Genomic DNA, 22,863 nt, shown 5'->3' with positions numbered 1-22,863 from the left:
GCGGGAGACGGAAGCGAACATGCGGCGACAGGTTTCCAGGGGCTGCGGACGGCTTGACGAAGCCGTGAATGCAATCCCTCGGCCAACGCGCCCGAAATTCTCAAGAACCGGGTGCGTCCGTGCCCTGCGCGCCTGTTGTGCCTCTGCTTTCCAGACGCGCAGGTGCCCTGCCGCAAGAATAATCAGGGCGATCCGAGGTGGGTCGCCGATGCGAAATCTGCTTGAAAGACGTGCAGGCGACGCTGGAATCTCTCCGGAATCTCTTTGGGAAGCCTGCGCTGTAGGCATTCCGGCTCGGCTACGCTCCGAGACCGCCCGGTCGCTCAGAACGACAGCTTCAGACCCCCGACGAGATTGCGTGGGGCTCCGGCGAAGATCGCCCCCGTCGTGCCGGCGAGGACGGCCGCGCCGTTCTCCAGGCCGGTGGTCCGGCTGAGGGTGCTGGTGAGGTTCTGGGCAGAGCCGATATAGGTCGTGTCGAGGAGGTTGCGGACCTCCAGGTAGAGGCTGAGGCGCTTAGCGTAGCCACCCGCCAGCGCCGTGGCGTAGTGGATGTTGGCGTTGAGCACGGCGTAGCCGGGCGTCCGCAGGAGGTTCCCGTTGTCGATGAAGACGCCGTCCTGGACCACGGTCTCCAGGAAGGCGCCGAGGCCGTCGAGGGGACCGCCGACCTGGTCGTAGCCGACCCGCGCGAGGAGTTGGTGCGCGGGCACGCCCGGGATCGCCCTGCCCGCCCGGTCGAAGCGCGCCGTGAAGGGACCGGCGCTGAGCTGTTCGAAGAAGCGCGTGTAGATCTGGTCGTCGAAGCTGTAGGCCAGCGTCCCGCGCCAGCCCGGCGCGAAGGCCCATTCGCCGCCGAGTTCGACGCCGCGATGCTCGGAGGCCGGGGCATTGACGAAGTAGTTCAGCCGGCCCCCGCCCGGCGACTGCGACAGCAATTCGTTGCGGAAGAACTCGTAGAAGCCCGTCAGGCTGATCCGCAGGGATTCCGCCGGCGTCCAGTCGGCCCCGAGGTCGAAGCCGAGGTTCTCCTGCGCCTGGAGCTGCGTGTTGTTGCCGGGCAGCCCCGCGCTGGTGACGAACAGGTTGCTGCCCGTCGGCGTGGCGTAGCCGGTAGCGATTCGCCCGCGCAGGCTCCAGGCCTCCTGGGGCCGGTAGACGATGGCGAGCTCCGGCGCGACGTTGAGGAAGCTGCGCGCCGCGTCGACCGCCGAACTGGTCCGCCCGGCCTCCGAATAGGCGTAGGCGAGGTTGCGGCCGGTGATCGTGGTGTTCGTCGCGCTGAGCCCGACGAGTCCGGTCCAGTGCTCGGAGAGCGCCACCTCGGTGCGGGCCCGCCCGCCGAGATTGGTCTGGTCGCCGCGCAGGTCGCCGATCAGGGCGCCGAGCGCCGGTCGCCCCGCCCCCGGTGCCCGGTTGAAGGTCGTCACGTGGTTGTCGAGGATCTCGGAGGTGAAGGCCACGTAGCCCACGGCCGGCAGGCCCATCAGGTCGTAGCGCCGGGTCAGGTCCGTGAGGAAGGTCAGGGACGGATAGCTGCCGCGGACGGCCGCGGTGTAGAACGGCTGATCGAAGTTGCGCTCGTCGAAGCCGAGCTGGGTGCGCCAGGACGTCTGCGCGTCGAGGTCGTGCTCCCAGCGCAGGGCCACGACGGTGCGCCGGTCGTCGCGTCCGAACCCGCCCTCTGCGGTAGTCACCGGCACCGTGGCGCCGAAGGTGCCGTTGCGCAGGAGGTTCGTCAGGGTGCAGCCCGGCGCGGCGGTCGCGGCGCGGGCGCAGCCGCGCTGGTAGGGGTTGATCCGGTACCCGTCGAGGGCGGCGCGCGCCGCCAGATCGGCCTCCAGCTGGTTGTTGATCACCTTCAGGGTGAAGCGGTTGTCAGGCGTCGGCGTGAAGCTCGCGAGCAGGTTGACCGTCTGGGTGTCGTAGGCGGTGTGGTCGAGGTAGCCGCCGGCGCGGACGTCGCTGGCGAACAGGCTGATCTCGACGGGGCCGCTGACCCCGCCCACCGTGAAATAAGTGCTGAGATAGCCGAAGCTGCCCGCATCGGTGCCGATCTCGAAGCCGTCGATCTCGCGGCCCGTCCGGGTCCGGAAGGCGAGTGCGCCGCCGGTGGCGTAGTTGCCGAACAGCGCCGATTGCGGGCCTCGGAACACGTCGATGCGGCTGTAGGCTCGGGGATCGACGAGGTCGAAGCGCGAGGCGCCGTCCGGCTGGGTCAGGACGAAGCCGTCCTCCAGCACGACCATGTTGCGGATGACGCCGGTGGAGCGGGCATTGTTGCCGCGGATGGAGATCACCACGTCGCGCCCGCCATTGCCCTGGCGCGCGGAGACGCCGGGGCTGTCCGTCAGCACCGAGCCGATGCTCGTGGCCGGACGGTCGTCGATCGTACCGGCACGGCCCACCCGCGTGGCCGCAGCGCCCAGGGGCTGCTCGATCACCGGTGGACCCGAGCCGGGGGGCGCCGCGACGCCGAAGGGCACGGACGCCGGCACCGGCCGCCCCTCGGCCGTGACCGTGAGTTCCTCAAGGCGCACGCCCGCCGCGTCCTGAGCGTGCAGGTCGATGGACCACGGCAGGGCGGCCACGGCTCCGAGCCAGAGGCACCGGGCCCGGCGCAGGATGGCCGGGCGGTACAGGGGGATGACAGCGGCCATGCCGATTGCGACCACGGGAGTGCGTGCGGATGACGCCGCGTCGGGCGAGGAGGATGCGCGGTCGCCCGGACGCGTCCCGCTTCCGTCACCCTCGATCGTCGGTGGGACTTATAACCCATCCGGCCTCGGCCGGCGACGGGGCCGACACCCTGCGGTCGTCACCTGTGGCCCCCATACCACGCGGGGCGCCCGACCCGGCCTCGCCCCGCCGCGACGGTCTCATCCTGCGCCCGCCTCGCGGTCGAGCAGCGCCCGCTTGCGCGCGACGCCCCAGCGATAGCCGGAGAGCGCCCCGTCCGAGCGCACCACCCGGTGGCAGGGAACGACGACGGCCAGGCGGTTGGCTCCGCAGGCCTGGGCCACGGCGCGCGTGGCTTTGGGTGCGCCGATGGCCCGGGCGATTGCGGCATAGGTCGTGGTGGTTCCGACCGGAACGGCGCGCAGGGCCTCCCAGACCCGCTGCTGGAAGACGGTGCCACCGATGTCGAGGGGCAGGTCGAGACCGCGCCCGGGTGTCTCGACGAAACCGACGATCGCCGCCACCCAGAGGTCGAAATCCGCGTCCCCCGGTGACAAATCGGCCCGCGGGAAGCGGTCCTGGAGATCGCGCACCAGGGCGTTGGGATCGTCGCCGAGGAGGATGGCGCAGACCCCCCGCGCGGTCGCCGCGACGAGGAGCGCGCCGAGGGAGCACGCGGCCACCGCGAAGCGGATGGCGGTGCCGGGACCGCCCTTCCGGTAGACGGAAGGGCTCATGCCGAGCCGCCCGGAGCCCTGGGCATAGAACCGGCTCGAGGCGTTGTAGCCGGCCGCGAACACCGCCTCGGTCACCGTCTCGGCCTCCGGCAGGCGCCGGGCGATGCGCTCGGCGAGCCGGGCCGCCGCATAGGCCTTCGGCGTGATGCCGGTGACCCTCCGGAAGACGCGGTGGAAATGGAAGGCACTCAGGCCCGCCGCGGACGCCAGGGCATCGAGGGCCGGCATGGTCTCGGCCGCGTCGATCAGGCGGCAGGCCCGGGCGATCGCCGCCGCCTGCCGTTCCGCCAGCGGGGCCTCGTTCGGCCGGCAGCGCCGGCACGGGCGGAAGCCCGCCGCCTCCGCCGCCGCGCAGGTGGGGTGGAAGCTGACATTGTCCGGGTGCGCCGCCCGCGACGGGCAACTCGGTCGGCAATACACGCCGGTGGTGCGCACCGCATAGACGAACCGGCCGTCCGCGTCGGGATCCCGAGCCGCGAGCGCGGCCCATTGCTGGGCGCTCGCGCTCTCGGATGGGTCGGAGGCCTGGGGCCGGGGATCCGCTTCGGCGCGCTGCATCTGGGACGTCCTCCGTCGTCGGCCGCCGGAATCCGCAGGAACCGGCTCGGTCACGGACTTCTGACCCGAATGGCATCCGGGGCGCATCCCGATCCTTGCTTTCAAATCCGCGCCACGTCGATTCCTGTGCAGCCGAGGGCACAAGATCCTGCGCGGGGATCGTCGCCCTTCTTCGAGCCGCAGGTGCCCACCCCTCGCCGCGTCGCCGACGCTCGGGCCGCGAGAGGCGAGGAGTCCCGATCTCGATCGGCCAGATCGTCAGTGGCGGCCGAGAAGGACTCCCCGGAGGGGTCGGTGGCGGAAAGCGGGCGCGTCAGATCTTGCTGACGAGGAGGCCGAGGCCGAAGCCGACGAGGCCGGCGACGAGCAGCGAGGCGTGCGGCCACTCGACGGAGCGCTCGTGAACCTCGTGCAACTGGCGCTTGCCCTGGTCGTAGGCGTCCTCGGCATAGTCCGAGACCTCGTCGGCCACAGTCCGGACGGCGTCCTTGGCCTGGCCGTAGAGGTTTTCCGCCGAACCCTGGGCTTCGCGCAGGCGTCCCTTCACCGAGTCCTCGTGTGATCCGACTAGGTCGCCGAGGGCGCCCTGGGCCTTGCCGGCGAGGTCCCGGGCGGCGCCCGTCACGCGGTTGGTATCGACCATGATGTTCTCCAATCTTTGTGCGCAGGAAGGTCGCCGGGCCGGACAGGTGCCGGGGCGCGTCGGTCACCGTCCACGAACGGGTTGTGCGCAATCCTGTTCCGGTCGCGGCCGCGATTTCTCGGCAGGATGCCTGGTACGGATGCACCAGCCGGCCGGCGCCGGCGATCAGGCCGGCCCGGCAGTCCTGCGCCGTCCGCATCGTCAGCGTGAGGCCGACCCCCGATACGCGGCTGGTAAAGTCAGCCTGCGACGACGACGCCGCGACCATGGGTTCAACTTTTGTTCAATCGCCATTCACCGGTCTTGCACCGTATGGCATCTGACCATCTGGAATGGTTCAAGACGCCTCGGTGTCTCGAATACCGGAGCTTCGATTTGCCGACTTCCCCCGAGAAGCCGAAGACATACGGCCCGAAGACGCCCGTCACCGGCAGCGGTCCTTCGGGTGTCATCGATCAACATCACGACATCTTCTTCGCGGCCGTCGAGACCACGCGGATGCCGATGATCGTCACGGATCCGCATCAGGCGGACAACCCGATCATCTTCGTCAACCGCGCCTTCGAGCGCATGACCGGCTACACCCGCGACGAGCTGATCGGCACGAACTGCCGCTTTCTCCAGGGTGCGGAGACGGACCGCGAGGTGGTCGCCGAACTGCGCCTCGCCATCGAGGAACAGCGCGAGTTCTCGACCGAGATCATCAATTACCGCAAGGACGGCTCCTCGTTCTGGAATGCCCTCTTCGTCTCCCCGGTGTTCAACCGGTCGGGCGACCTGGTCTACTTCTTCGGCTCGCAGCTCGACGTCTCGCGCCGGCGCGACGCGGAGGAATCCCTGCACCAGGCCCAGAAGATGGAGAGCCTGGGCCAGCTCACCGGCGGTATCGCCCACGACTTCAACAACCTGCTGCAGGTGATCTCCGGGCACAACGAGGTCATGCTCGCCCTGGTCGACCATCCCGACATCGACATCGGGCGCCTGCGCCGGGCCGGAGAGGCGGTCCGCGACGCCTCCGAGCGCGCCGCCAAGCTGACCCACCAGCTCCTCGCCTTCTCGCGCAAGCAGCGCCTGGAGGGCCGGCTCCTCAACCTCAACGGCCTCGTCCACAGCATGAGCGAGATGGCCGAGCGCACGCTGGGGGACCACATCACCCTGCGCCAGGACCTGCTGACCGACCTCTGGAACACCCGCATCGACCCGACCCAGGCCGAGGTGGCGCTGCTCAACGTGATGCTGAACGCGCGCGACGCGATGCCGGACGGCGGCACCGTCACGGTGAAGACCGAGAACCTCCTCGTCGAGGACGAGGATGCCGCCCTGTTCAAGACCGTCGGGCCGGGCGCCTACGTCGTGGTCTCCGTCACCGATACGGGGAGCGGCATGCCGCCCGAGATTCTGCACCGCGTGATGGAGCCGTTCTTCACCACCAAGGGCGAGGGCAAGGGCACCGGACTCGGACTGGCGATGGTCTACGGCTTCGCCAAGCAGTCCGGCGGCTCGGTGAAGATCTACTCCGAGGTCGGGCACGGCACGACCGTGCGCCTGCTGTTCCCGGCGAGCGACCAGAAGATCGAGGAGGAGCGCAAGGCCTCGCAGCGAGCCGCGGACCGGCACGGGACCGAGACGGTCCTGGTGGTCGACGACCGGGCGGACGTGGCCGAGACCGCGGGCATCATCCTGGAGGATTTCGGCTACAAGGTCCTCGTGGCCGACGGCCCGAGAGCCGCCCTCGAGATCCTCGACGGCGAGCGGCGCATCGATCTCCTGTTCACCGACCTGATCATGCCGGGCGGGATGAACGGCGTGATGCTGGCCCGCGCCGCGCGCGAGCGCCAGCCCCGGATCAAGGTGCTGCTGACCACCGGCTATGCGGAGGCGTCCCTGGAGCGCACCGATGCCGGCGGCACGGAGTTCGAGATCATCAACAAGCCCTACAAGCGCCTGGAGCTGGCCCGGCGCGTACGGCGCGTGATCGACGGTCCCACCGGCGTCGGCTGAGGCGGCGCGGACGCCACGGCCGCGGTCGGGGGGCGGGCCTTTCCCCCGGCTCCCTCAGTTCTGCCCGGGGCCCCGTGCCAGCCCGGCCAGGGTGAAGAGGTCCACCGACAGCTTGGCGCCGACGACCAGGGCGTCGGGAATGTTCTTTCTGTAGTACGGGAACCGGGTCTGGTCCGGGTTGAGGATGTATTGCAGGTTCGGCGTCAGCCGGATCGCGGGCGTGACCTGGATGCCGTAGTTCAGCTCCATCATGACCTGCTGGCGGGGGATCGTCCGATCGAGGCCGAGCGCGGTCTGCGCGAGCGTGATGTTCGACAGGGCGAGCGGGCTGAAGCGCTGGGTGTTGATCACGAAGCCGAGGGTGTCGAACGGCCGGTTCGCGAAGGTGCCGGTCTGGAGGGCGCCGATCTCCAGGAAATAATCCTCCACGAGGCGGCCGGAAGTGCCCGCCATGGCGACGCCGAACAGGGTCAGCCCCTGGATGCCGCCGGGATCGGGCCGCCAGACCATCTGGTCGAAGCGGGCATAGACGCCCGAGCGTCCGAACCGGGTCGCCGGCGCGAGACCGGTGAGCACCGCCCGCTGGCCGGTGACGTCGCGCACCGGGTCGGCGTAGTCCGAGGCGTCGAACCAGCCGCCGATGCCGTAGTTGCGCGGCAGGGGATCGTTGGCGAAGGTGGTGGAATAGCCGAGCTCGAACGGCAGGATCGCCCCGGTGGCGCCGCGGGTGGAGAAGTCGAGGCCGTTGTCGCCGGGCTGCTGGTGGCGCGGATTGACCTCGTAGACGCCCGCATGGACGAACACCCGGTCGGTGAGCCAGGCCTTGGCATGGGCGCCCCAGCTCGAGACCGGCCAGAAGGTGAAGTTCGAGGTCTTGAACACGAAGGTCGGGTTGCCGCAGGCGGAATTCGACTGGAAATTGCAGTAGATCGGCGAGTTCAGGAAGGCGATGTTCGCCACCAGCCGGCCGAACTCGACCACGAGCCGGTCGTCGAACAGCTTCTGCTCGTAGCTCAGCAGCGTCAGCCGGGTGGTCTGGCCGCCGCCGAAGATCTCCTGCACCGAGGTGTTGTTGCCGATGTAGTCGCCCGCGAGGTTGTCGCCGTGGCGGTTGGTGACGGCGACGTGGAGGGCGCCGCCCGCGATGCCGGCGAGGCGGTTCAGGTCGGCGTCGATGCCGAAGAAGAGCTGGCCGGCATAGGCCGCCCCCTGGCGGATGCCGCCGACCGGGTTGGCGGCGGCCTGGCCGGTGTAGTTGGCGCTGAGCGCGAGGCCGTTGCCGAGGTCGAACACGCCGGCGGGCAGGGTCGCGGGGGTCGCGCTCTGGCCGAGGGTGTCGGCGGCGCCGGCCGCGCTCTCGGCGCCGGTGATGTCCTGGCCGTCCGGCCGGGCCGGCGGGCGCCGCAGGGCCGGGCGCCGGAGCGGGCCGGGCACGCCGATCCCGTCGGCCTGCACCGCCAGGATCTCCTGCCCTCGCGTCTTCAGACTTGGCGTCTCCTGCTCTCGCGTCACTTGCGCCCGCGCATCCGGGGCCGGCGTCAGCGCTGCCAGGCCGAGGCCGAATGCGGCCGCCCTCCATCCCTTGCTCATCCGCCATCCCCCGTCGGTCGTCGTCTTCGCGTTCCCGGTCTTGGCGCCGGGTGATCGTGGCCGGCCGTCCCGCGGCCGGATCGGTCCCCCGCGCGGGGGAGCGGCCTCAGGCGGCGCGCTTCTTGAGCAGGCCGACGAGCAGCCCGGTGACGAGGGTGCCGGTCGCGAGGGCGATCAGGGCGCCCGGGACATTGGTCACCGCATTGGGGATGGGCAGGACGAACAGGCCGCCATGGGGCACCTTCAGTTCGACCCCGAGGCTCAGGGCCACGGCGCCGGCCAGCGCCGACCCCGCCACCATGGAGGGGATGACCCGCAGGGGATCGGCCGCCGCGAACGGGATCGCCCCCTCGGTGATGAAGGCCGCGCCGAGCACGGCGGCCGCGCCGCCGGCCTCGCGCTCGGGCTTCGAGAAGCGGCCCGGGAACAGGCGGGTGGCGAGCGCGATCCCGAGCGGGGGCGTCATGCCGCCGATCATCACGGCGGCCATGGGCGCGGTGATGCCCGACGCGATCAGCGCGGCGGCCGAGGCGTAGGCGGCCTTGTTGACCGGGCCGCCCATGTCCACCGCCATCATGCCGCCAAGCACCAGGCCGAGCACCACGGCGCTCGTCCCCTGCATGCCCTTCAGCCAGTCCGTGAGCGCCGCCAGGATCGCCGCCACCGGCACGCCGACCACGTAGACCATGAGCAGGCCGGTGATCGCGGTGGCCAGCAGGGGCAGGATCAGGACGGGCTTCAGCCCCTCCAGGTTCCGGTGCAGGCGGATGTGGCGGTTGAGGAAGGCCGTGGTCGTGCCGGCGATGAAGCCCGCCGCGATGCCCCCGAGGAAGCCGGCCTGCAGGTTGGCGGCGAGCATGCCGCCGATCATGCCCGGCGCGATGCCGGGCCGGTCCGCGATGGAGAAGGCGATGTAGCCGGCCAGCACCGGCACGATCAGGGCGAAGGCCGCCTTGGCGCCGATCTCGCCCAGGGCGAAGCCCAGGGTGCCGGCCTGATCGGGCTTCATCGCGTCGATGCCCCCGATGGCGAAGGCCAGGGCGATGAGCAGGCCGCCCGCCACCACGAAGGGCAGCATGAACGAGACGCCGGTCATCAGGTGCTTGTAGGCGCCCGCCTTCGTCTCCGCCGGCGCGGGCCGGGCCGGGCCGTCGGCTTCGGCGGGCGCGGGTCCGGCGGCGGGCTGGTGCTGCGCCTCGGCCAGCGCCGTGGCGAGCAGCCCCTTGCCGTCGCGGATCGCCGCCTTGGTGGTGGTGGCGTAGAGCCGCTTTCCGGAAAAGCGCGTGCGGTCGACGCCGGTATCGGCGGCGATCAGCACGATGTCGGCGGCTGCGATCTCGGCGGCCGTGAGGGCGTCGCGGGCGCCGACCGACCCTTGCGTCTCCACCCGGACCTCGTGGCCGAGGGCCTCGGCCGCCGCCTGGATGCCCTCGGCGGCCATGAAGGTATGGGCGATGCCGGTGGGACAGGAGGTGACGGCGACGATCCGCCGGCGCCCGCCCGGCGCCGTATCCGTCCCCGCCTCCCCCGAGCCGGCGAGGAACCGGTCGAGCACCGCGTGGGCGTCGGTGAGCACGTCCTCGATGCGGATGCGGGCGCGGCGCATGGCGCCGAAGCGGCCCTCGTCGAGATCGCCGTCGCCCACCAGCAGCACCACATCGGCGGCCGCGATGGCGCCCGCGCTCAGGGCGTTGCCGGTCACGCCCTTGCCGCGCAATTCGAGGTCGAGGGGCTGGTCGCGCCGGCCCGCCGCCCGGCGCAGGGCCTCGCCGGCCAGCACCGCGTGCAGGCCGAGATCCCCACCGCCCACCACTGCGAGCACCTGCGTCATGGCTTCCTCCCGTCTCGTCGTGTCCCGGTTCGCCGCTGCGTCCGGGTGATGATCCGAAGTCCGGTGCCTCAGGCCCGGACGTCGACCGGCGTGATCCGCACCGTCTCGGCGATGGCCAGGACGGTGGCGCGCGCGGGCAGGTTGGCGCCGGCCAGGCCGAGCTTGCCGGCGGCGAAGGCCAGGGCGAGGCGCGCGGCCGCGGCCGCGTCGAGGTCCGCATGCAGGCCGGCGACGAGGCCGGCCACGAGGGCGTCCCCGGCTCCGACCGTGCTGGTCACCCGGGTCGGAGGCGGATGGGCGTGGAGCGTGCCCTCGGCCGTGGCGAACAGCGCGCCCTCGGGGCCGAGCGAGACCACCACCAGCGGGATGCCGCGCGCCACGAGGCCATGGGCCGCCTCGACCACGTCGGCCAGGGCCGGCAGCGAGCGCCCGGCCCAGTCCTCAAGCTCGTGCCGGTTGGGCTTGACCGCGAAGGGGAGCGCCCCGGCCGGGGCGGCCAGGGCCGCCGCCAGGGCGGGGCCGGAGGCGTCGAGGACGAGGCGGGCGCCGGCCGGCCGCAGCTCGGCGGCGATCTCCGCGTAGATCTCCGGCGCGACGCCGCCCGGCAGGCTGCCGGCCAGCACCACCAGGGTGCCCGGCTCCACGGCCCGGCGCAGCACGTCCCGGACGGCCGCGAGGGCGTCGGCACCGACCGTGAGACCCGGCAGGTTGACGTCGGTGGTGTCGCCGGTGCCGGCGTCGAACAGCTTCAGGTTGGTCCGCGTCTCCCCGGGGATCCGGACGAAGCGGTCGTCGATGCCCTTGGCCGCCAGCAGGGCCTGGAACGGCGCGGCATTGCCGTCGCCGAGGAGGCCGGTGGCCGCCACAGGCACGCCCCAGTCGGCCAGGCAGGCGGCGACGTTGACGCCCTTGCCGCCGGCATCCGAGCGGGTCCCGCGGGCCCGGTGGACGTGGCCGGGCCGCAGGTCGTCGAGGATCACGGTCCTGTCGAGGGCCGGGTTGAGGGTGAGCGTGACGACGCGGGTCATGCCGGCTCTCCGTCGCCGAGGGCGGCCAGCGCCCGCACCGCCGCCGCGTCCTCCTGGGCGCAGGCCCGGGCGGCCAGGGCCCGCAGGGCGCCCATCTCGCTCGCCCGCAGCCGCGCCTTCACCGAGGCGACGTCGCGCGGGGTCATCGACAGCTCGTGGACGCCGAGCCCGGCGAGGAGGCAGGCGCCGAACGGGTCGCCGGCGATGCCGCCGCAGACCCCGACCCAGCGCTTGTGCCGGGCCGCGCCCTCGCAGGTCATGTGGATCAGGCGCAGCACCGCCGGATGCAGGGAATCGGCCTCGGGCGCGAGCTCGGTGTTCTGGCGGTCGATGGCCAGAGCGTACTGCGTCAGGTCGTTGGTGCCGATCGAGAAGAAGTCGCAGTGCCGGGCGAGGGCATCGGCCTGGATCGCGGCGGCCGGCACCTCGATCATGATGCCCAGCGGCAGCTCCGGCGCGTCGAGTTCGGCCCGGATGCGCGCGCAATGGGCGCGCAGCGCCAGCACCTCCGGCACCGAGGTGATCATTGGGAACATGATCGAGAGCGGGGCGTCCTTGCCGGTGGCCGCGCCGGGGGCGAGGCCGTCCCGGGCCGCCCGGTAGAGGGCCCGCAGCTGCGGCTCCATCAGGTCGGGCCGGCGCAGGAGCAGCCGGGCGCCGCGCACGCCGAGGAAGGGGTTCTCCTCCCGCGGCAGGTGCAGGTGGGCCACCTGCTTGTCGCCGCCGATGTCGAGGGTGCGCACGATCAGCGGTCGGCCCGCGAGGGCGTCCAGCATCGCCCGGTAGGTGGTGTACTGGTCGTCCTCGCTCGGCGTGTCGCCGCGCTCGAGGAACAGGAACTCGGTGCGCATCAGGCCCACCCCCTCCGCGCCCTGGTCCAGGGCGAAGGGGACCTGCTCGGGGTTGTTGACGTTGGCCCCGATGGCGACCGCGTGCCCGTCGCGGGTGCGGGCCGGCAGGGCGCGCGCCCGGGCCTCCTCGTCGGCTTCGGCCTGCCGGCGCGCGCGCCAGGCCCGGGCCGAGGCGAGGTCGGCCGTGCTCGGGTCGAGGTAGAGGCGTCCGGTGCCGCCGTCGAGGATCGCGGGGGTGCCGTTCCGCAGGGCGAGCAGGCCGGGGCCGCCCGCCACCAGGGCGGGGATGCCGAGGGTGCGGGCCAGGATCGCGGTGTGCGAGGTCGGGCCGCCCTGGGCGGTGGCGAGGCCGATGACCCGGGCGGGGTCGAGCCCGGCGGTGTCGGACGGGGCGAGGTCGGGGGCGACGAGGATGCAGGGCGCGTCCGGCAGGTCGTGGCCGCTCTTGAGCGACGGGTCGATCTGCGCCAGCACCCGGCGGCCGACGTCGCGCAGGTCCGCCGCGCGCGCGGCCAGCACGGGATTGCCCAGGGCCGAGAGCCGGCCGGCCATCCGCTCCACCGCCTGGTTCCAGGCGAAGGCGACCCCGTGGCCCTCCACCATGAGCTGGCAGGCCAGGGTGATCAGGTCGGTATCGGCGATGAGCTCGCCCTGCGCCCGGAAGATGCCGGCATCGGCCTTGCCGAGGCGGCGCTCGGTGTCGTCGGCCAGCGCCCGGAGCTGGCCCTCGGTGGCGGCGAGGGCCGCGTGCAGGCGGTCGCCGCCGGAGGTCAGGGGCTCGGGCGCGTCCGGGACCACGAGTTCGGCCTGGCTCAGCACGTGGATCGGGCCGATGGTCAGGCCGGGGCTCGCGCCGATGCCGGCCAGCACCCGCGGCGCGTCGGCGGGGTTCCAGCCGGCCACCGGACCGGCGGCCCGGGCGGCGGCGTCCGCCGCGGCCTTGGCGGCCGCCTTCTCGCCGGCGCTCAGGCCCGTCACCGCCGCGCAGATCCGCGCGAGGGCGCCGGCCTCGTCGTCGCCCTCCGCCGAGATCGTCACCGCGTCGCCGCAGCGTAGGCCGAGCTGCAGCAGGGCGATCAGGTTCTTGGCATCGGCCACCTCGGCGCCGTGGCGGACCTGGATCCGGGCGGCACAGGCGCGGGCGGTCTCGACCCAATGCGCGGCCGGGCGCGCATGGAGGCCGGTGGGGTAGTCGACCGTCCAGTCGAAGCGCTGCCGGAGGTCGCCGGCCGGGCCGGCCGCCCCGGGGGCGGGCGCGTCCTCCGTGAGGGCCGCGGCGATCGCCTCCTTGCGGGTGGTGGTGCGCAGGGCGGCGAGGCGCGCCTCGTCCTGGATCAGGCGGGTCAGCCGGCGCAGGATGGTGATGTGGGTGTCCGATTGCGCCGCGATGGCGACCACCAGATGCGCGACCTGGCCGTCGTGCCACTCGATCCCGCCCGGCACCTGCAGCACCGCGAGCCCGCTGGCGCGGACGTGGTGACGGTCGTCGACCATGCCGTGCGGGATCACCACGCCGTGGCCCAGATAGGTGTTCGCTACGCCCTCGCGCCGCAGCATGCTCGCCTCGTAGGGAGGCTCGATGCAGCCGGCCGCCACGAGGAGCTGCGCCGCCTCGCGGATCGCCGCCTCCTTGCTGGCCGGGGCGGCGGCGAGCTGGATCAGCAGGCGCGGGGGCAGGGTCGGCGTCGGTGCGAGCATGGCGTGCTCCTCCGGTGGACGGGTGTGGCCGCGTTGTTCGTTGCGCCTATGAAAACGTTTTCACGACCCCTGTCAACGCAAATCGGCGCAATAATGCCGGATCCCCGCTTGCCGCAGTGGGGCCTGAGTGTCAGAACGGCTGTATGACGCTGAAAACGTTCTCTCCACGATGAGTGCCAGTATTCGCGACGTGGCGCGGGCGGCCGGCGTCTCGACGGCCACGGTCTCCCGGGCCCTAGGCCGAGGGCCGGTCAGCGAAACCTTGCGCCAGCAGGTCGAGGCGGCTGTCCGGTCCACCGGATACCGGCCCAACCTGTCCGCCCGGCGCCTGCGCTCGCAATCGACGCAGACCATCGGGCTGATCGTCGCCGATATCCGCAATCCGTTCTTCACGGCGGTGAGCCGGGCGGTGGAGGATGCCGCCTATGCCGCCGGCATGCGGGTGATCCTGTGCAACACCGACGAGGACCCGGAGCGCGAGCGTCTCTATCTGCGCCTCATGGAGGAGGAGCGGGTCACCGGCGTGATCTTCGCGCCCACCCGCACGACCGCCGAGTCGCTCACGGCCGACAGCCTCGACGTGCCCGTGGTGTTCATCGACCGGACCGGCCCCGCGGGCCTCTGCGACAGCGTGGTGCTCGACAACGCGGCGGCGGCCGCGACCCTGGCCGATCATCTCCGGGCGCGGGGCTATCGCCGCATCGGCGGCCTGTTCGGCTCGACGAGTTCCACCGCGCAGGAGCGCCGGGCCGGCTACGAGGCGGCGATCCGGCGCCACGGCGCCGAGCCCCTCGTCCGCGTCGCTCCGCCCACGGCGGAGGCGGCCGAGGCGACGCTCGCCCGCTGGCTCGCCGAGCCCAACCGGCCCGACGCGCTGATCCTGTCGAACGGCCTGACCCTGATGGGCGCGGTGCGGGCCGCGCGCACGCTCGGCCTGACGGTCCCGGACCAGCTCGGCCTCGCCGGTTTCGACAACGACCCCTGGACCGACCTCGTCGAGCCCGGCCTGACGGTGATCGAGCAGCCGGTGGCGCAGATCGGCGCCCAGGCGATGGCGCTGCTGTTCGACCGGCTGAAGGCACCGGCGGAGGCGGTCCGCAAGGTCACGCTGAGCGGCCGGCTCGTGGTCCGGGGCTCGTCGGGGCGCGGCTAGGAGCGGGGCGACGGCGGCACGGTGGGGGCCGGCGCTTCCGGTCGTCGGGCGGCCATCGTCTTCAGGCGGCCATCCCGGTGTCCGTGGTCGCCGCGGGAGCGGGACATCGTCCTCGGCGACCGTCCGTTCGGATCCCGGCCGCGCCCTCGCGGATCGGGACGGCAGGGCGCCCGCATCCGCCCGCACGACGGGGGGGGCGCGCCGGACAAATCCCGGGTCGCGCGACGACACGGATTCACCCGCGGTCCGGCGATCCGGCCGGAGCGTCCGAAACGAGCCGGACGAGTTTCGGGGCGTGAGGCTTCAAGGCGCGATGCTCCCTCTGGTCGCGGGCCGGGCGGCACCCGGTGACCATGCCGGCGTGGAGCCTCAACGTCGTGCAGATCGTTGCTGTCGCCAGGGTTTCACTCTCGCTCAGGATGGCAAACTGGAGGAATTTCTTGGCACCGTGAGCATCTGCCGGGCACTGAACATCGACGAGGTAGACGAGCATAAAGCAACGACAGTTCGTTCCGATTGGATAATGTCGTTGCAGACGTCATGTCAGGTGATTGCGTTCCATCACAGTTTGGTGGCACGCAGGAAACGCTTCTCTGTATCGCGACATATGCGTTTCGAATTTGTGCAAAAAGCTTGCATTTACATTCAAAAGCTGCTGACGAGCCGCGCTTTACGGGTTGTCTGACCAAAGATCGAGTTTACGGCATCTTGGATCTCCATTGCCGAACCCGCAGTCCCGCAGTAACCGGTCGAGGCGCACGTCTGCCGCGTCCGGGGAACACTGGGAATTAGGCAGTTGACCCGCTCGTTCTCTTCCCCGATCTTCGGATCGTGCGGCTTGGCGAGGGGGACATGAGGGATAGACAGCACCGGTATGGTGATCCCCCGATCCCGCAGGGGTGTCCATAAGGTTCTGTCGAGCGGCTTCGGCTCCGAGACGTCGAAGCCCCGGTACCCTGGGAAATGGCAGGCGAAGGCGCGGTTGTTTCCGGACTTGTCCTTTGGCCTGCCCCCATTCGGTGGCCGTTAGGCAGGGTCAGTCAACGGCCGCTGCCCGGACGCCCCGCTCGGCGATGCCGTGCGCGGCCGTATGCTGGCAGGCGCCAGCGTGAGCGTGCAAAACTGTTGTCTCCAGATCACGGGCCGTGGCTGGGAAGAGGCGATGGCCCTGCGCATCGGCCAAGCCTACCAGTCGGCGACCACCGGGCACCTGCGCGGTCTCGCCCCTCCGGCCTGAGAGCCATGGCCTCGCGCGGTCGTTCACCAAGGGGCCGGACGACCATGGCCTCGGGCAGGACACCGCCGCGCAGCTTCGATGCGCCGGTATCCCACAAGCGTCCCGCCGCGGAAGACTCCATCGCGTCTTGCCGGAATCGATCCACCCCGATTCTGCAGTCGAGGCCGCCCGTGGGCGTGGCCTGATCTCCGATCTTGGTCAGCAAGCCAAGTCCGCACCGGATCGGGCGTGCACGGAAACTTTCGGCGCCGTCGATTTTGTTCTCTGCCAGGCTCAAACATCGGTGTTTTGAAGGTATAGATACAGGTTACGGCGCCGTGATTTGCAATCGTATCGGATCGTTCGCGAGGAATTATTGTTATTTCTGGTTTCTTATCGAATAAGGCGCATTCCTCTCACCGTGTCCCCCGCACCCGGAGAGGAGCGCCATGCTGAGATCCGAACCCGGCGGCCCCGTGATCCGGGCCTGCGTCACGACGCTGGCGGCCCTGGCTGCCGGCCTCGTCGCGCTGCTCTGGGTCTGTGCGGCGGCCGGGCCGGGGCTCGGCCGTCCGCTGATGCTGGCGCTGCCGGCGCCGCTTCCGCCGGTGCGCCTGCTGACGCCCCTGATCGGCCTCCACCTGGTCGGCCTGTGCTTCGGCCTCGGCGGGGCGACGATGCTGGATTTCTGGATCCTGCGCTGGATGCGCGAGGGCGCGATGCCGGCCGAGATGGAGCGCAGCTTCCACTTCATCAGCAAGGTCGTGACCATGGGTATCGCCCTGCTCTGGATCTCGGGGCTCGGCTTCCTCGGCCTCTAGGCCATCGAGGCGCCGGAGAAGCTCGCCAATCCGAAGATCTGGGCCAAGGTGGTGGTGGTCGGCGTGCTGACGGTCAACGGCGTGCTGATCCACGCCCTGGTGCTGCCGAGCGTCCTGCGCGACGTGCGCCGCCCCATGCTCGACGGCGTCTCGCGCCTGGCGGCGGGGATCTTCCTGGTCTCGGGTGCGGTCTCCGGCGTGTCCTGGTACTTCGCCTTCGCCCTCGGGCTGCTGCGCGAGTTCAACGGTAAGGTCTCGACCGGCCTGCTCCTGTCCTTCTGGGGGCTCGGCGTGGCCCTGGCGACGCTGGGCGCCTTCGCCCTGCGGGAATCGCTGATGCGGATGGCGGCACGGCGGCGGGCGCGCACCGTTCCGGCGATCGAATGGGTAGCCACCCGGCCCGGCGCGCCGTTCTCCTCCGTGCGCCTGCGCCGGATCCCGGACGGGCTGATGGTGCCCGTCCGCGCGTCCCGCTAGTGCAGTGACTCAGACGGATGGTTCAGGGGATCGGCTGACGGCGGCGAGGATGTCGGTGGCGGGTTTGGTCCAGACGAAAGGTCTGGCGCGCCGGTTGTGCTCGGCGATGTAGCGTTTGATCGCCGCCTGCAGGTCGACGACGCCGGTGAAGGAGCCGCGCCGCAGCCGACGACGGGTCAGCGCTGAGAAGAAGCCCTCGACGGCGTTGAGCCACGAGGCCGAAGTCGGGGTGAAGTGGAACGTCCAGCGCGGGTGGCGAGCCAGCCAGGCGCGCACCTTCGGATGTTTGTGGGTAGCGACGTTGTCGAGGATCGCGTGGATCGCCTTGCCGGGCGGGACGGCGGCCTCGACGGCGTTGAGGAACCGGACGAACTCACCGTTCCGGTGGCGCTGCATGCAACGGCCGAGCACGGTACCCGCCAAGACATCAAGGGCAGCAAACAGTGTCGTCGTGCCGTGACGGGTGTAGTCATGGGTCTGGGCGGCCGGATGGCCGGGGGCGAGTGGCCGGTCGAGGCGGGTCCGCTCCAGCGCCTGGATCTGGCTCTTCTCATCGATGGACAGCACCACCGCATGGGCCGGCGGATCCATGTAGAGGCCGACGACATCCTCGACCTTGGCGGCGAAAGCGGGATCGCGCGAGCGCTTGAACGTGCGCAGACGATGCGGCTGGAGGCGGTGAGCGTCCCAGATCCGCTGCACGGCCCGTAACGAGATCCCGACAGCACGAGCTACGGCACGACCAGTCCAGTGAGTGACCTCGCCCGGCGGCTCCGAGCAGGTCAGCGCCAGGACCTCGGCTACCGTCTCGGTCGAATGGGGCGGCGTGCCGGGTGGACGTGTCTTGTCGCGTAGCAAACCTTCGACACCCGCCTCGGCGTAGCGCTGCTGCCAGCGCCACGCGGCCGGGCGGCTGACGCCCGCCCGCCGGGCGACGTCCTGGACGCTCAGGCCCTCGGCTGAGAGCAGGACGATGCTGGCGCGCTGGGTGTGCTTGAGCGGACGGGAGCGGTCGCTGGCGATCGCAGCCAACCGTTCCGCGTCGATCGCATCGAGGAGCACGCATACCGTCTGAGCCATCGCCCAGACTCGCACGGCTCATCGTACGCGTGAATCCTCCGTCCGCGTCACTGCACTAGGCTCTCCGGCCGGCCGATCGTGCCCGACCGCCCCCGTCAGGTCCGGGCGTCAACGCAGCAACACTTCGCAGCGTGATCGTTTCCGCTGTGACCGCGTGCGGGTCCAGCGCGCGATGGCAGCGATTCGGTGTGCCGGACGGGGTGCGAATGCTTCGGTCCTGCTGGGTACGCACTGTCCCGACGAGAACCGGATCATGCCGGCCTCGATCGAAGTCTATCCTTCGCGGGTCGGACTCGACATTCGACCGATGCTTGTTCTTTACATCGTCATGATAAATCCAAATCAACTAAGCTGTTAATAGTTAATCGTATTAAGTAGTTTTGTGAACTACATCGCAAAGGTTCGGCGGTCTATTCCTGCGGCTGTCCAGCAGAGCGGCGCAGCCCTCTGCTGATGAAGCAGGATCAGCCGCAATGTCGTTCAGGTTCGGTGACCCTTCGAGGACCATGCGCGTCCTGGCCGGCGCGGCCCTGATCCTCGCCTCCGGGCCGGTCCGGGCCGGCGGACCTGTGGCGGGCGCGCCGCGGAGCGATCTCGAAACGCTGCTCTGGCCCATCCCCGGCGCTTTGCGCCGCGACCAGGCCGGGCAGGCCCTCACCGCCGGCCGCCTCGGCGACCGGGTGGTGGTGGTGAGCTTCCTAACCACCGGATGCGGGATCGCCTGCGTGATCCGCCTGCGCGAGATCGCCGCCCTGGAGCGGAGCCTGCCCGCTCCGCTGCGGGCGCGGGTGGCCGTCCTCGGCGTCAGCCTCGACCCGGCGCGGGACCCGCCGGAGGCTCTCCGGGCCTTCGCCGACGGCCTCGGGCTCGATCCGGCGCGGTTCGCCCTGGTCGACGGCGATCCCGATACGGCGGCGCGCCAGCGCGCGGCCCTGCGCTACCCGGCCGACCGGAGCGAGCCGCCCGACACCGTGCTGGTCTTCGACCGGACCGGACAGCTCGCGATGAGCTACGGCGCCAACCCCGTCGACCGTCCGCGCCTCGCCCGCGACCTCGCCGACATCGACTGCTTCGCGCAGGGCGTCGGGCATCCCCCGACCGCCGCCGCGCCCGCCCTCTGACGTTTCTCCCGAAAGGCCCCCGATGCTCCGCTCGACCCGTCCGCCCGGCTCCCGTCCCGGCTCCGCCCGCTGGCGTGCCCTCGCGGCCGCCACGTTCCTGACCCCGGCGGCCTGGGCCGGCGCCGCGCCGCCGGCGGGCGCCGCGCAGCTCCCGGTGGTCCCCACCCCGGTGGCGGACCCGATCCTCGCCGACCTGGCGATCCCCGAGACCGCTCCGACCCAGGGCATGTGGTCGGGCGTGAAGGCCTGGCCCCTCAACGCCATCCACATGACCCTGCTGCCCACCGGCAAGTTCCTGACCTTCGGCACCCCGCTCGGCGATGCCGGCACGCAGAACGGCCGCACCTTCGACGTCTGGGACCCCAGCAAGGGGCCGGTCGACGGCAGCCATGTCAGCTTCCAGGAGCCCGGCTTCGTCAACAGCTTCTGCGCCACGACCTCGTTCCTCGGCGACGGCTCGCTGCTGGTGGCCGGCGGCATCTTCGAGGGCGGCACCGACAAGAGCAGCGCCCTCCTGAACCCCGCGGGCACCGCCGTCGGCACCATCAACGCCAAGCTCGCCAACGACCGCTACTACTCGACCATGATCACCCTGCCCGACGGCCGGCCGCTGATCATGGGCGGCTCCTATCCGTACCAGGGCGGCTTCGCCGACCCGCAGGGCAGCATCGACCGCGGCCTGATGACCGGCATGACTCCGGAACTCTACGACGGAACGAAGTGGAACAGCCTGTTCGGCGCCACGAGCCGCGACGCCTTCGGCCCCGACAACAGCCGCTGGTGGTACCCCCGCGCCTGGGTCGCCCCGAACGGCCGGGTGTTCGGCCTCTCCTCCGAGAAGATGTGGTTCCTCGATCCGGCGGGGAACGGGTCGGTGACGCCGATGCCCTTCAAGGAGCCGCAGCGGAACGCCAGCAGCGCGGTCGACGCGCCGAATGTCGGCCCGGTCTCGACCGCGGCCCTGTACGACACCGGCAAGATCCTCCAGGTCGGCGGCAACAGCTACGACAACGGCAACGGCTTCCTCTCCAGCAGCCGCGCCACCCTCGTCGACATCAACGGCGCCAACCCGGTCCTTACCGAGGCGCCGCCGATGCGCTTCGGCCGGGCCTGGGCCAACGCCACCGTCCTGCCCACCGGCACGGTGGTGGTGACCGGCGGCAGCAAGTTCAACGACAGGGCCGGCGACGACACCGTGCTGGCCACCGAGCTCTGGGACCCGAAGACCAACGCCTGGACGCTGGGCTCCTCGAACGCGGTCTATCGCGGCTACCATTCCTCGGCCGGCCTGATGCAGAACGGCACGATCCTGATCTCGGGCGGCGGCGCGCCCGGCCCGATCGCCAACCTCAACGCGGAGTTCTACTATCCGCCCTACCTGTTCACCACGGTGAACGGGAAGGCGACGCTGGCGCCCCGGCCGCAGATCGTCAGCCTGAGCAGCACCAAGCTCGCCCACGCCCAGTCGATGCAGATCGAGCTGACCTCGCAGAACGGCCTGGCGCAGGTGGTGCTGGTGGGGCTGACCCAGGTCACGCACAGCTTCAACAGCGGCCAGCGCCGCGTGCCGCTGAGCTTCACCCAGGCGGGCGCCCTCGTCACCCTGCAGACGCCGGCCTCGGGCAACCTCGCGCCGCCCGGCTACTACCAGATCGTCGCCGTCGACCAGAAGGGCGTGCCCTCGCCGGGCGTGATCGTGGCGCTCGGCGCCGACGTCGCCGCGCCCTCGGGGGCCGCGACCGTCCCGTCGAACGGGGCCGCCGGCCCGGTGGACATCACGGGCTGGACCCGCTGCTCGGCCGAGTACGAGACCTGCACGGTGGCCGACGGCCCCAGGACCGTCCGCTACGGCGGCAACGGACAATACGTCACCAAGACCGTGACGGGGGCCACGCCCTGCACGAACGCGGCCTTCGGGCGGGATCCCCTCCCCGGCACGGTCAAGGCCTGCGAGGTCGCCACCGCCGCCACGACCGGCGGCACCGGCGGCACGGGGACGGGCGGCACCGGCGGCACGGGCACCGGCGGAACAGGCACGGGCGGCACGGGCACCGGCGGGACCGCGGGCGGTACGACCGCGACCGGCCCCTTCACGGCGCCGGCGACCGGCGCCTTCGCGGCCATCGGCATCGAGGCGAGCCGGATCGCCGCCGCCGCCGACGGGACGACGGTCACGGTCAACCGGAACGACGGGAAGGTCTGGCAGTACCAGGCCGACGGCGTATGGCGGAACCTGCCCGGCCCGATGAAGGACGTGGCGGCGGTGAAGGCCAACAGCCTCTACGGCATCGGCGCCGACAACCAGGTCTGGCGCTTCGACGGGACCCGCTGGACCCCGGTCGGCGCCGGCAACAGCGTCACCCTCGCGGCGGCGGCCGACGGGACGGTGGTGGCGGTGAACCGCGCCGGGGAGATCTGGACGAAGCCCACCGACGACGCCCAGCGGAACTGGCGACGCCAGCCCGGGACCGCCCGGAAGGTGGTGGTCATGAACCGCCGGAGCTTCTGGTCGATCGGCCTCGACAACAACATCTACCGCGGCGACGGGACCGGTGCCTGGGCCCTGGTCGGCCGCGATGCCCTGGATCTGGCTGCCTCGTCGGACGGGGGCGTGGTCACGGTGAACCGGAACAGCAAGGCGATCTGGCGCAAGGCGGGCGACGACACCGTCGAGGCCTGGACCCTGATGCCCAACGTCACGGCGAACGCGGTGGCGACCCCGAACGCCAAGCGGCTGCTCTCCATCGGCCTCGACGGGAAGATCTACCGCTACTGACGCGTCGCCGCCGCGCGCCCCGGCGCGCGGCGGTCCCGCCCCACCTTGCCCGACAGGCGATCCTGTGTGATCCGCGGGTCGGGGCGGCGGCTGGAACGGGATGCGGGCGGTATGGTGGTTCTCGGCCCGGCGCTCCTCGCGGTGCTGCTCGCCCTGCCGCTGACGGTGCCGATCGCCGTCATCGACCTGCGCCGCCACATCATCCCCGATGCCCTGAACGGGGCGCTCTTCGGCCTCGGCTTGGCCGTGCTGGCCAGCCGGGTTCCGGCCGGCGCGATCCCGGCCGAGATCGGCCTCGCACTGGTCGAAGCCGTCTTCGCCTACCTGCTCCTGGCCGGCCTGCGCGCCGCCTATGGCCGGCTCCGGAACCGCACCGGCCTCGGGCTCGGCGACGTCAAGCTGGTCGCCGCCGCGATGCCCTGGATCGGCCTCGCGCAGCTGCCCCTGATGATCCTCGTGGCCAGCCTGTCCGCCCTCGGCGCCTTGGGCCTGCTGCGCCTCGCCGGGCACCCGATCGGGTTGCGCACGCGGCTGCCCTTCGGCCCCTTCCTGGTCCTCGGCCTGCACGGCGCCCAGCTGCTGCGGCCGGATCTCTGAGGGCCC

The 22,863-nt window shown here is 71.5% G+C and carries 16 protein-coding genes; 8 read left to right on the top strand and 8 right to left on the bottom strand.

Annotation, left to right across the window (positions count from 1 at the left end):
• Window positions 1-323: 323 nt before the first annotated feature.
• From ACXJY8_RS04855 to ACXJY8_RS04845, 3 genes are all read right to left on the bottom strand, one after another.
• Entirely contained in the window at window positions 324-2,660 is a 2,337-nt protein-coding gene (locus tag ACXJY8_RS04855; RefSeq protein ID WP_463776745.1) for a TonB-dependent receptor family protein, read from the bottom strand.
• 219 nt (window positions 2,661-2,879) lie between these two features.
• The gene (gene ada / locus ACXJY8_RS04850) at window positions 2,880-3,974 is read right to left on the bottom strand and encodes a bifunctional DNA-binding transcriptional regulator/O6-methylguanine-DNA methyltransferase Ada (protein WP_463776739.1); all 1,095 of its coding nucleotides are present in this window, start codon (window positions 3,972-3,974) and stop codon (window positions 2,880-2,882) included.
• Window positions 3,975-4,287: 313 nt separating this feature from the next.
• Window positions 4,288-4,617: a CsbD family protein gene (locus ACXJY8_RS04845; RefSeq protein ID WP_463776736.1), complete on the bottom strand. Its 330-nt coding sequence runs from the start codon at window positions 4,615-4,617 to the stop codon at window positions 4,288-4,290.
• Window positions 4,618-4,992: 375 nt separating this feature from the next.
• Here ACXJY8_RS04845 and ACXJY8_RS04840 point away from each other — a divergent pair, with 375 nt between their 5' ends.
• Window positions 4,993-6,618, top strand: coding sequence for a hybrid sensor histidine kinase/response regulator (locus ACXJY8_RS04840; protein ID WP_463776734.1), 1,626 nt, complete (start codon window positions 4,993-4,995; stop codon window positions 6,616-6,618).
• Window positions 6,619-6,672: 54 nt separating this feature from the next.
• Here ACXJY8_RS04840 and ACXJY8_RS04835 read toward each other — a convergent pair whose 3' ends face one another.
• From ACXJY8_RS04835 to ptsP, 4 genes are all read right to left on the bottom strand, one after another.
• Window positions 6,673-8,208 carry a carbohydrate porin gene (locus tag ACXJY8_RS04835; protein ID WP_463776731.1) on the bottom strand — a complete coding sequence of 512 codons (1,536 nt, stop codon included), beginning with the start codon at window positions 8,206-8,208 and terminating at the stop codon, window positions 6,673-6,675.
• 106 nt (window positions 8,209-8,314) lie between these two features.
• Window positions 8,315-10,039, bottom strand: coding sequence for a fructose-specific PTS transporter subunit EIIC (locus ACXJY8_RS04830; RefSeq protein ID WP_463776728.1), 1,725 nt, complete (start codon window positions 10,037-10,039; stop codon window positions 8,315-8,317).
• Window positions 10,040-10,107: 68 nt separating this feature from the next.
• A complete protein-coding gene (gene pfkB, locus ACXJY8_RS04825) occupies window positions 10,108-11,067 on the bottom strand; it encodes a 1-phosphofructokinase (protein WP_463776724.1) in 960 nt (319 codons plus the stop codon).
• Window positions 11,064-13,616 (bottom strand): phosphoenolpyruvate--protein phosphotransferase, encoded by a 2,553-nt coding sequence (gene ptsP, locus ACXJY8_RS04820; RefSeq protein ID WP_463776721.1) that lies wholly within the window; start codon window positions 13,614-13,616, stop codon window positions 11,064-11,066. The genes pfkB and ptsP overlap by 4 nt, the downstream gene beginning before the upstream one ends.
• Before the next feature lie 169 nt (window positions 13,617-13,785).
• Between ptsP and ACXJY8_RS04815 the strand changes: the two genes are divergently transcribed.
• The 4 genes from ACXJY8_RS04815 to ACXJY8_RS04800 all read left to right on the top strand — a co-directional run bounded on the left by ACXJY8_RS04815 (window position 13,786) and on the right by ACXJY8_RS04800 (window position 17,283).
• Window positions 13,786-14,769 carry a LacI family DNA-binding transcriptional regulator gene (locus ACXJY8_RS04815; protein WP_463776716.1) on the top strand — a complete coding sequence of 328 codons (984 nt, stop codon included), beginning with the start codon at window positions 13,786-13,788 and terminating at the stop codon, window positions 14,767-14,769.
• A gap of 295 nt (window positions 14,770-15,064) precedes the next feature.
• Window positions 15,065-15,454 carry a hypothetical protein gene (locus ACXJY8_RS04810; RefSeq protein ID WP_463776712.1) on the top strand — a complete coding sequence of 130 codons (390 nt, stop codon included), beginning with the start codon at window positions 15,065-15,067 and terminating at the stop codon, window positions 15,452-15,454.
• 980 nt (window positions 15,455-16,434) lie between these two features.
• A complete protein-coding gene (locus ACXJY8_RS04805; RefSeq protein WP_463776709.1) occupies window positions 16,435-16,806 on the top strand; it encodes a hypothetical protein in 372 nt (123 codons plus the stop codon).
• Window positions 16,807-16,854: 48 nt separating this feature from the next.
• On the top strand, window positions 16,855-17,283 hold the full coding sequence (locus ACXJY8_RS04800) for a hypothetical protein (RefSeq protein ID WP_463776704.1): 429 nt from the start codon (window positions 16,855-16,857) through the stop codon (window positions 17,281-17,283).
• Between the two features lie 9 nt (window positions 17,284-17,292).
• Here the strand turns inward: ACXJY8_RS04800 and ACXJY8_RS04795 are convergent, their stop codons facing one another.
• The gene (locus ACXJY8_RS04795) at window positions 17,293-18,363 is read right to left on the bottom strand and encodes an IS630 family transposase (RefSeq protein WP_463780359.1); all 1,071 of its coding nucleotides are present in this window, start codon (window positions 18,361-18,363) and stop codon (window positions 17,293-17,295) included.
• A 473-nt stretch (window positions 18,364-18,836) separates the two neighbouring features.
• On the opposite strand from ACXJY8_RS04795, the gene ACXJY8_RS04790 reads away from it, so the two are divergent.
• From ACXJY8_RS04790 to ACXJY8_RS04780, 3 genes are all read left to right on the top strand, one after another.
• Window positions 18,837-19,484, top strand: coding sequence for an SCO family protein (locus ACXJY8_RS04790; RefSeq protein ID WP_463776700.1), 648 nt, complete (start codon window positions 18,837-18,839; stop codon window positions 19,482-19,484).
• Window positions 19,485-19,506: 22 nt separating this feature from the next.
• Complete coding sequence (locus ACXJY8_RS04785) at window positions 19,507-22,260, top strand: galactose oxidase-like domain-containing protein (RefSeq protein WP_463776697.1); 2,754 nt, start codon at window positions 19,507-19,509, stop codon at window positions 22,258-22,260.
• 111 nt (window positions 22,261-22,371) lie between these two features.
• Entirely contained in the window at window positions 22,372-22,857 is a 486-nt protein-coding gene (locus ACXJY8_RS04780; protein ID WP_463776694.1) for a prepilin peptidase, read from the top strand.
• The last annotated feature ends 6 nt before the right edge of the window (window positions 22,858-22,863 follow it).

The sequence above is a fragment of the Methylobacterium sp. TK31 genome, from assembly GCF_055361545.1.
Note: the sequence above shows the minus strand (reverse complement) of the source record. Positions and strands in the feature narration are given on the sequence as shown.

Coding starts and splice junctions, on each gene's coding strand:
- ACXJY8_RS04785 (WP_463776697.1), top strand. CDS start 19,507: ATGCTCCGCTCGACCCGTCCGCCCGGCTCCCGTCCCGGCTCCGCCCGC.
- ACXJY8_RS04830 (WP_463776728.1), bottom strand. CDS start 10,039: ATGACGCAGGTGCTCGCAGTGGTGGGCGGTGGGGATCTCGGCCTGCAC.
- pfkB (WP_463776724.1), bottom strand. CDS start 11,067: ATGACCCGCGTCGTCACGCTCACCCTCAACCCGGCCCTCGACAGGACC.
- ACXJY8_RS04855 (WP_463776745.1), bottom strand. CDS start 2,660: ATGGCCGCTGTCATCCCCCTGTACCGCCCGGCCATCCTGCGCCGGGCC.
- ada (WP_463776739.1), bottom strand. CDS start 3,974: ATGCAGCGCGCCGAAGCGGATCCCCGGCCCCAGGCCTCCGACCCATCC.
- ACXJY8_RS04815 (WP_463776716.1), top strand. CDS start 13,786: ATGAGTGCCAGTATTCGCGACGTGGCGCGGGCGGCCGGCGTCTCGACG.
- ACXJY8_RS04795 (WP_463780359.1), bottom strand. CDS start 18,363: ATGGCTCAGACGGTATGCGTGCTCCTCGATGCGATCGACGCGGAACGG.
- ACXJY8_RS04790 (WP_463776700.1), top strand. CDS start 18,837: ATGTCGTTCAGGTTCGGTGACCCTTCGAGGACCATGCGCGTCCTGGCC.
- ptsP (WP_463776721.1), bottom strand. CDS start 13,616: ATGCTCGCACCGACGCCGACCCTGCCCCCGCGCCTGCTGATCCAGCTC.
- ACXJY8_RS04780 (WP_463776694.1), top strand. CDS start 22,372: ATGGTGGTTCTCGGCCCGGCGCTCCTCGCGGTGCTGCTCGCCCTGCCG.
- ACXJY8_RS04835 (WP_463776731.1), bottom strand. CDS start 8,208: ATGAGCAAGGGATGGAGGGCGGCCGCATTCGGCCTCGGCCTGGCAGCG.
- ACXJY8_RS04845 (WP_463776736.1), bottom strand. CDS start 4,617: ATGGTCGATACCAACCGCGTGACGGGCGCCGCCCGGGACCTCGCCGGC.
- ACXJY8_RS04805 (WP_463776709.1), top strand. CDS start 16,435: ATGCTGAGATCCGAACCCGGCGGCCCCGTGATCCGGGCCTGCGTCACG.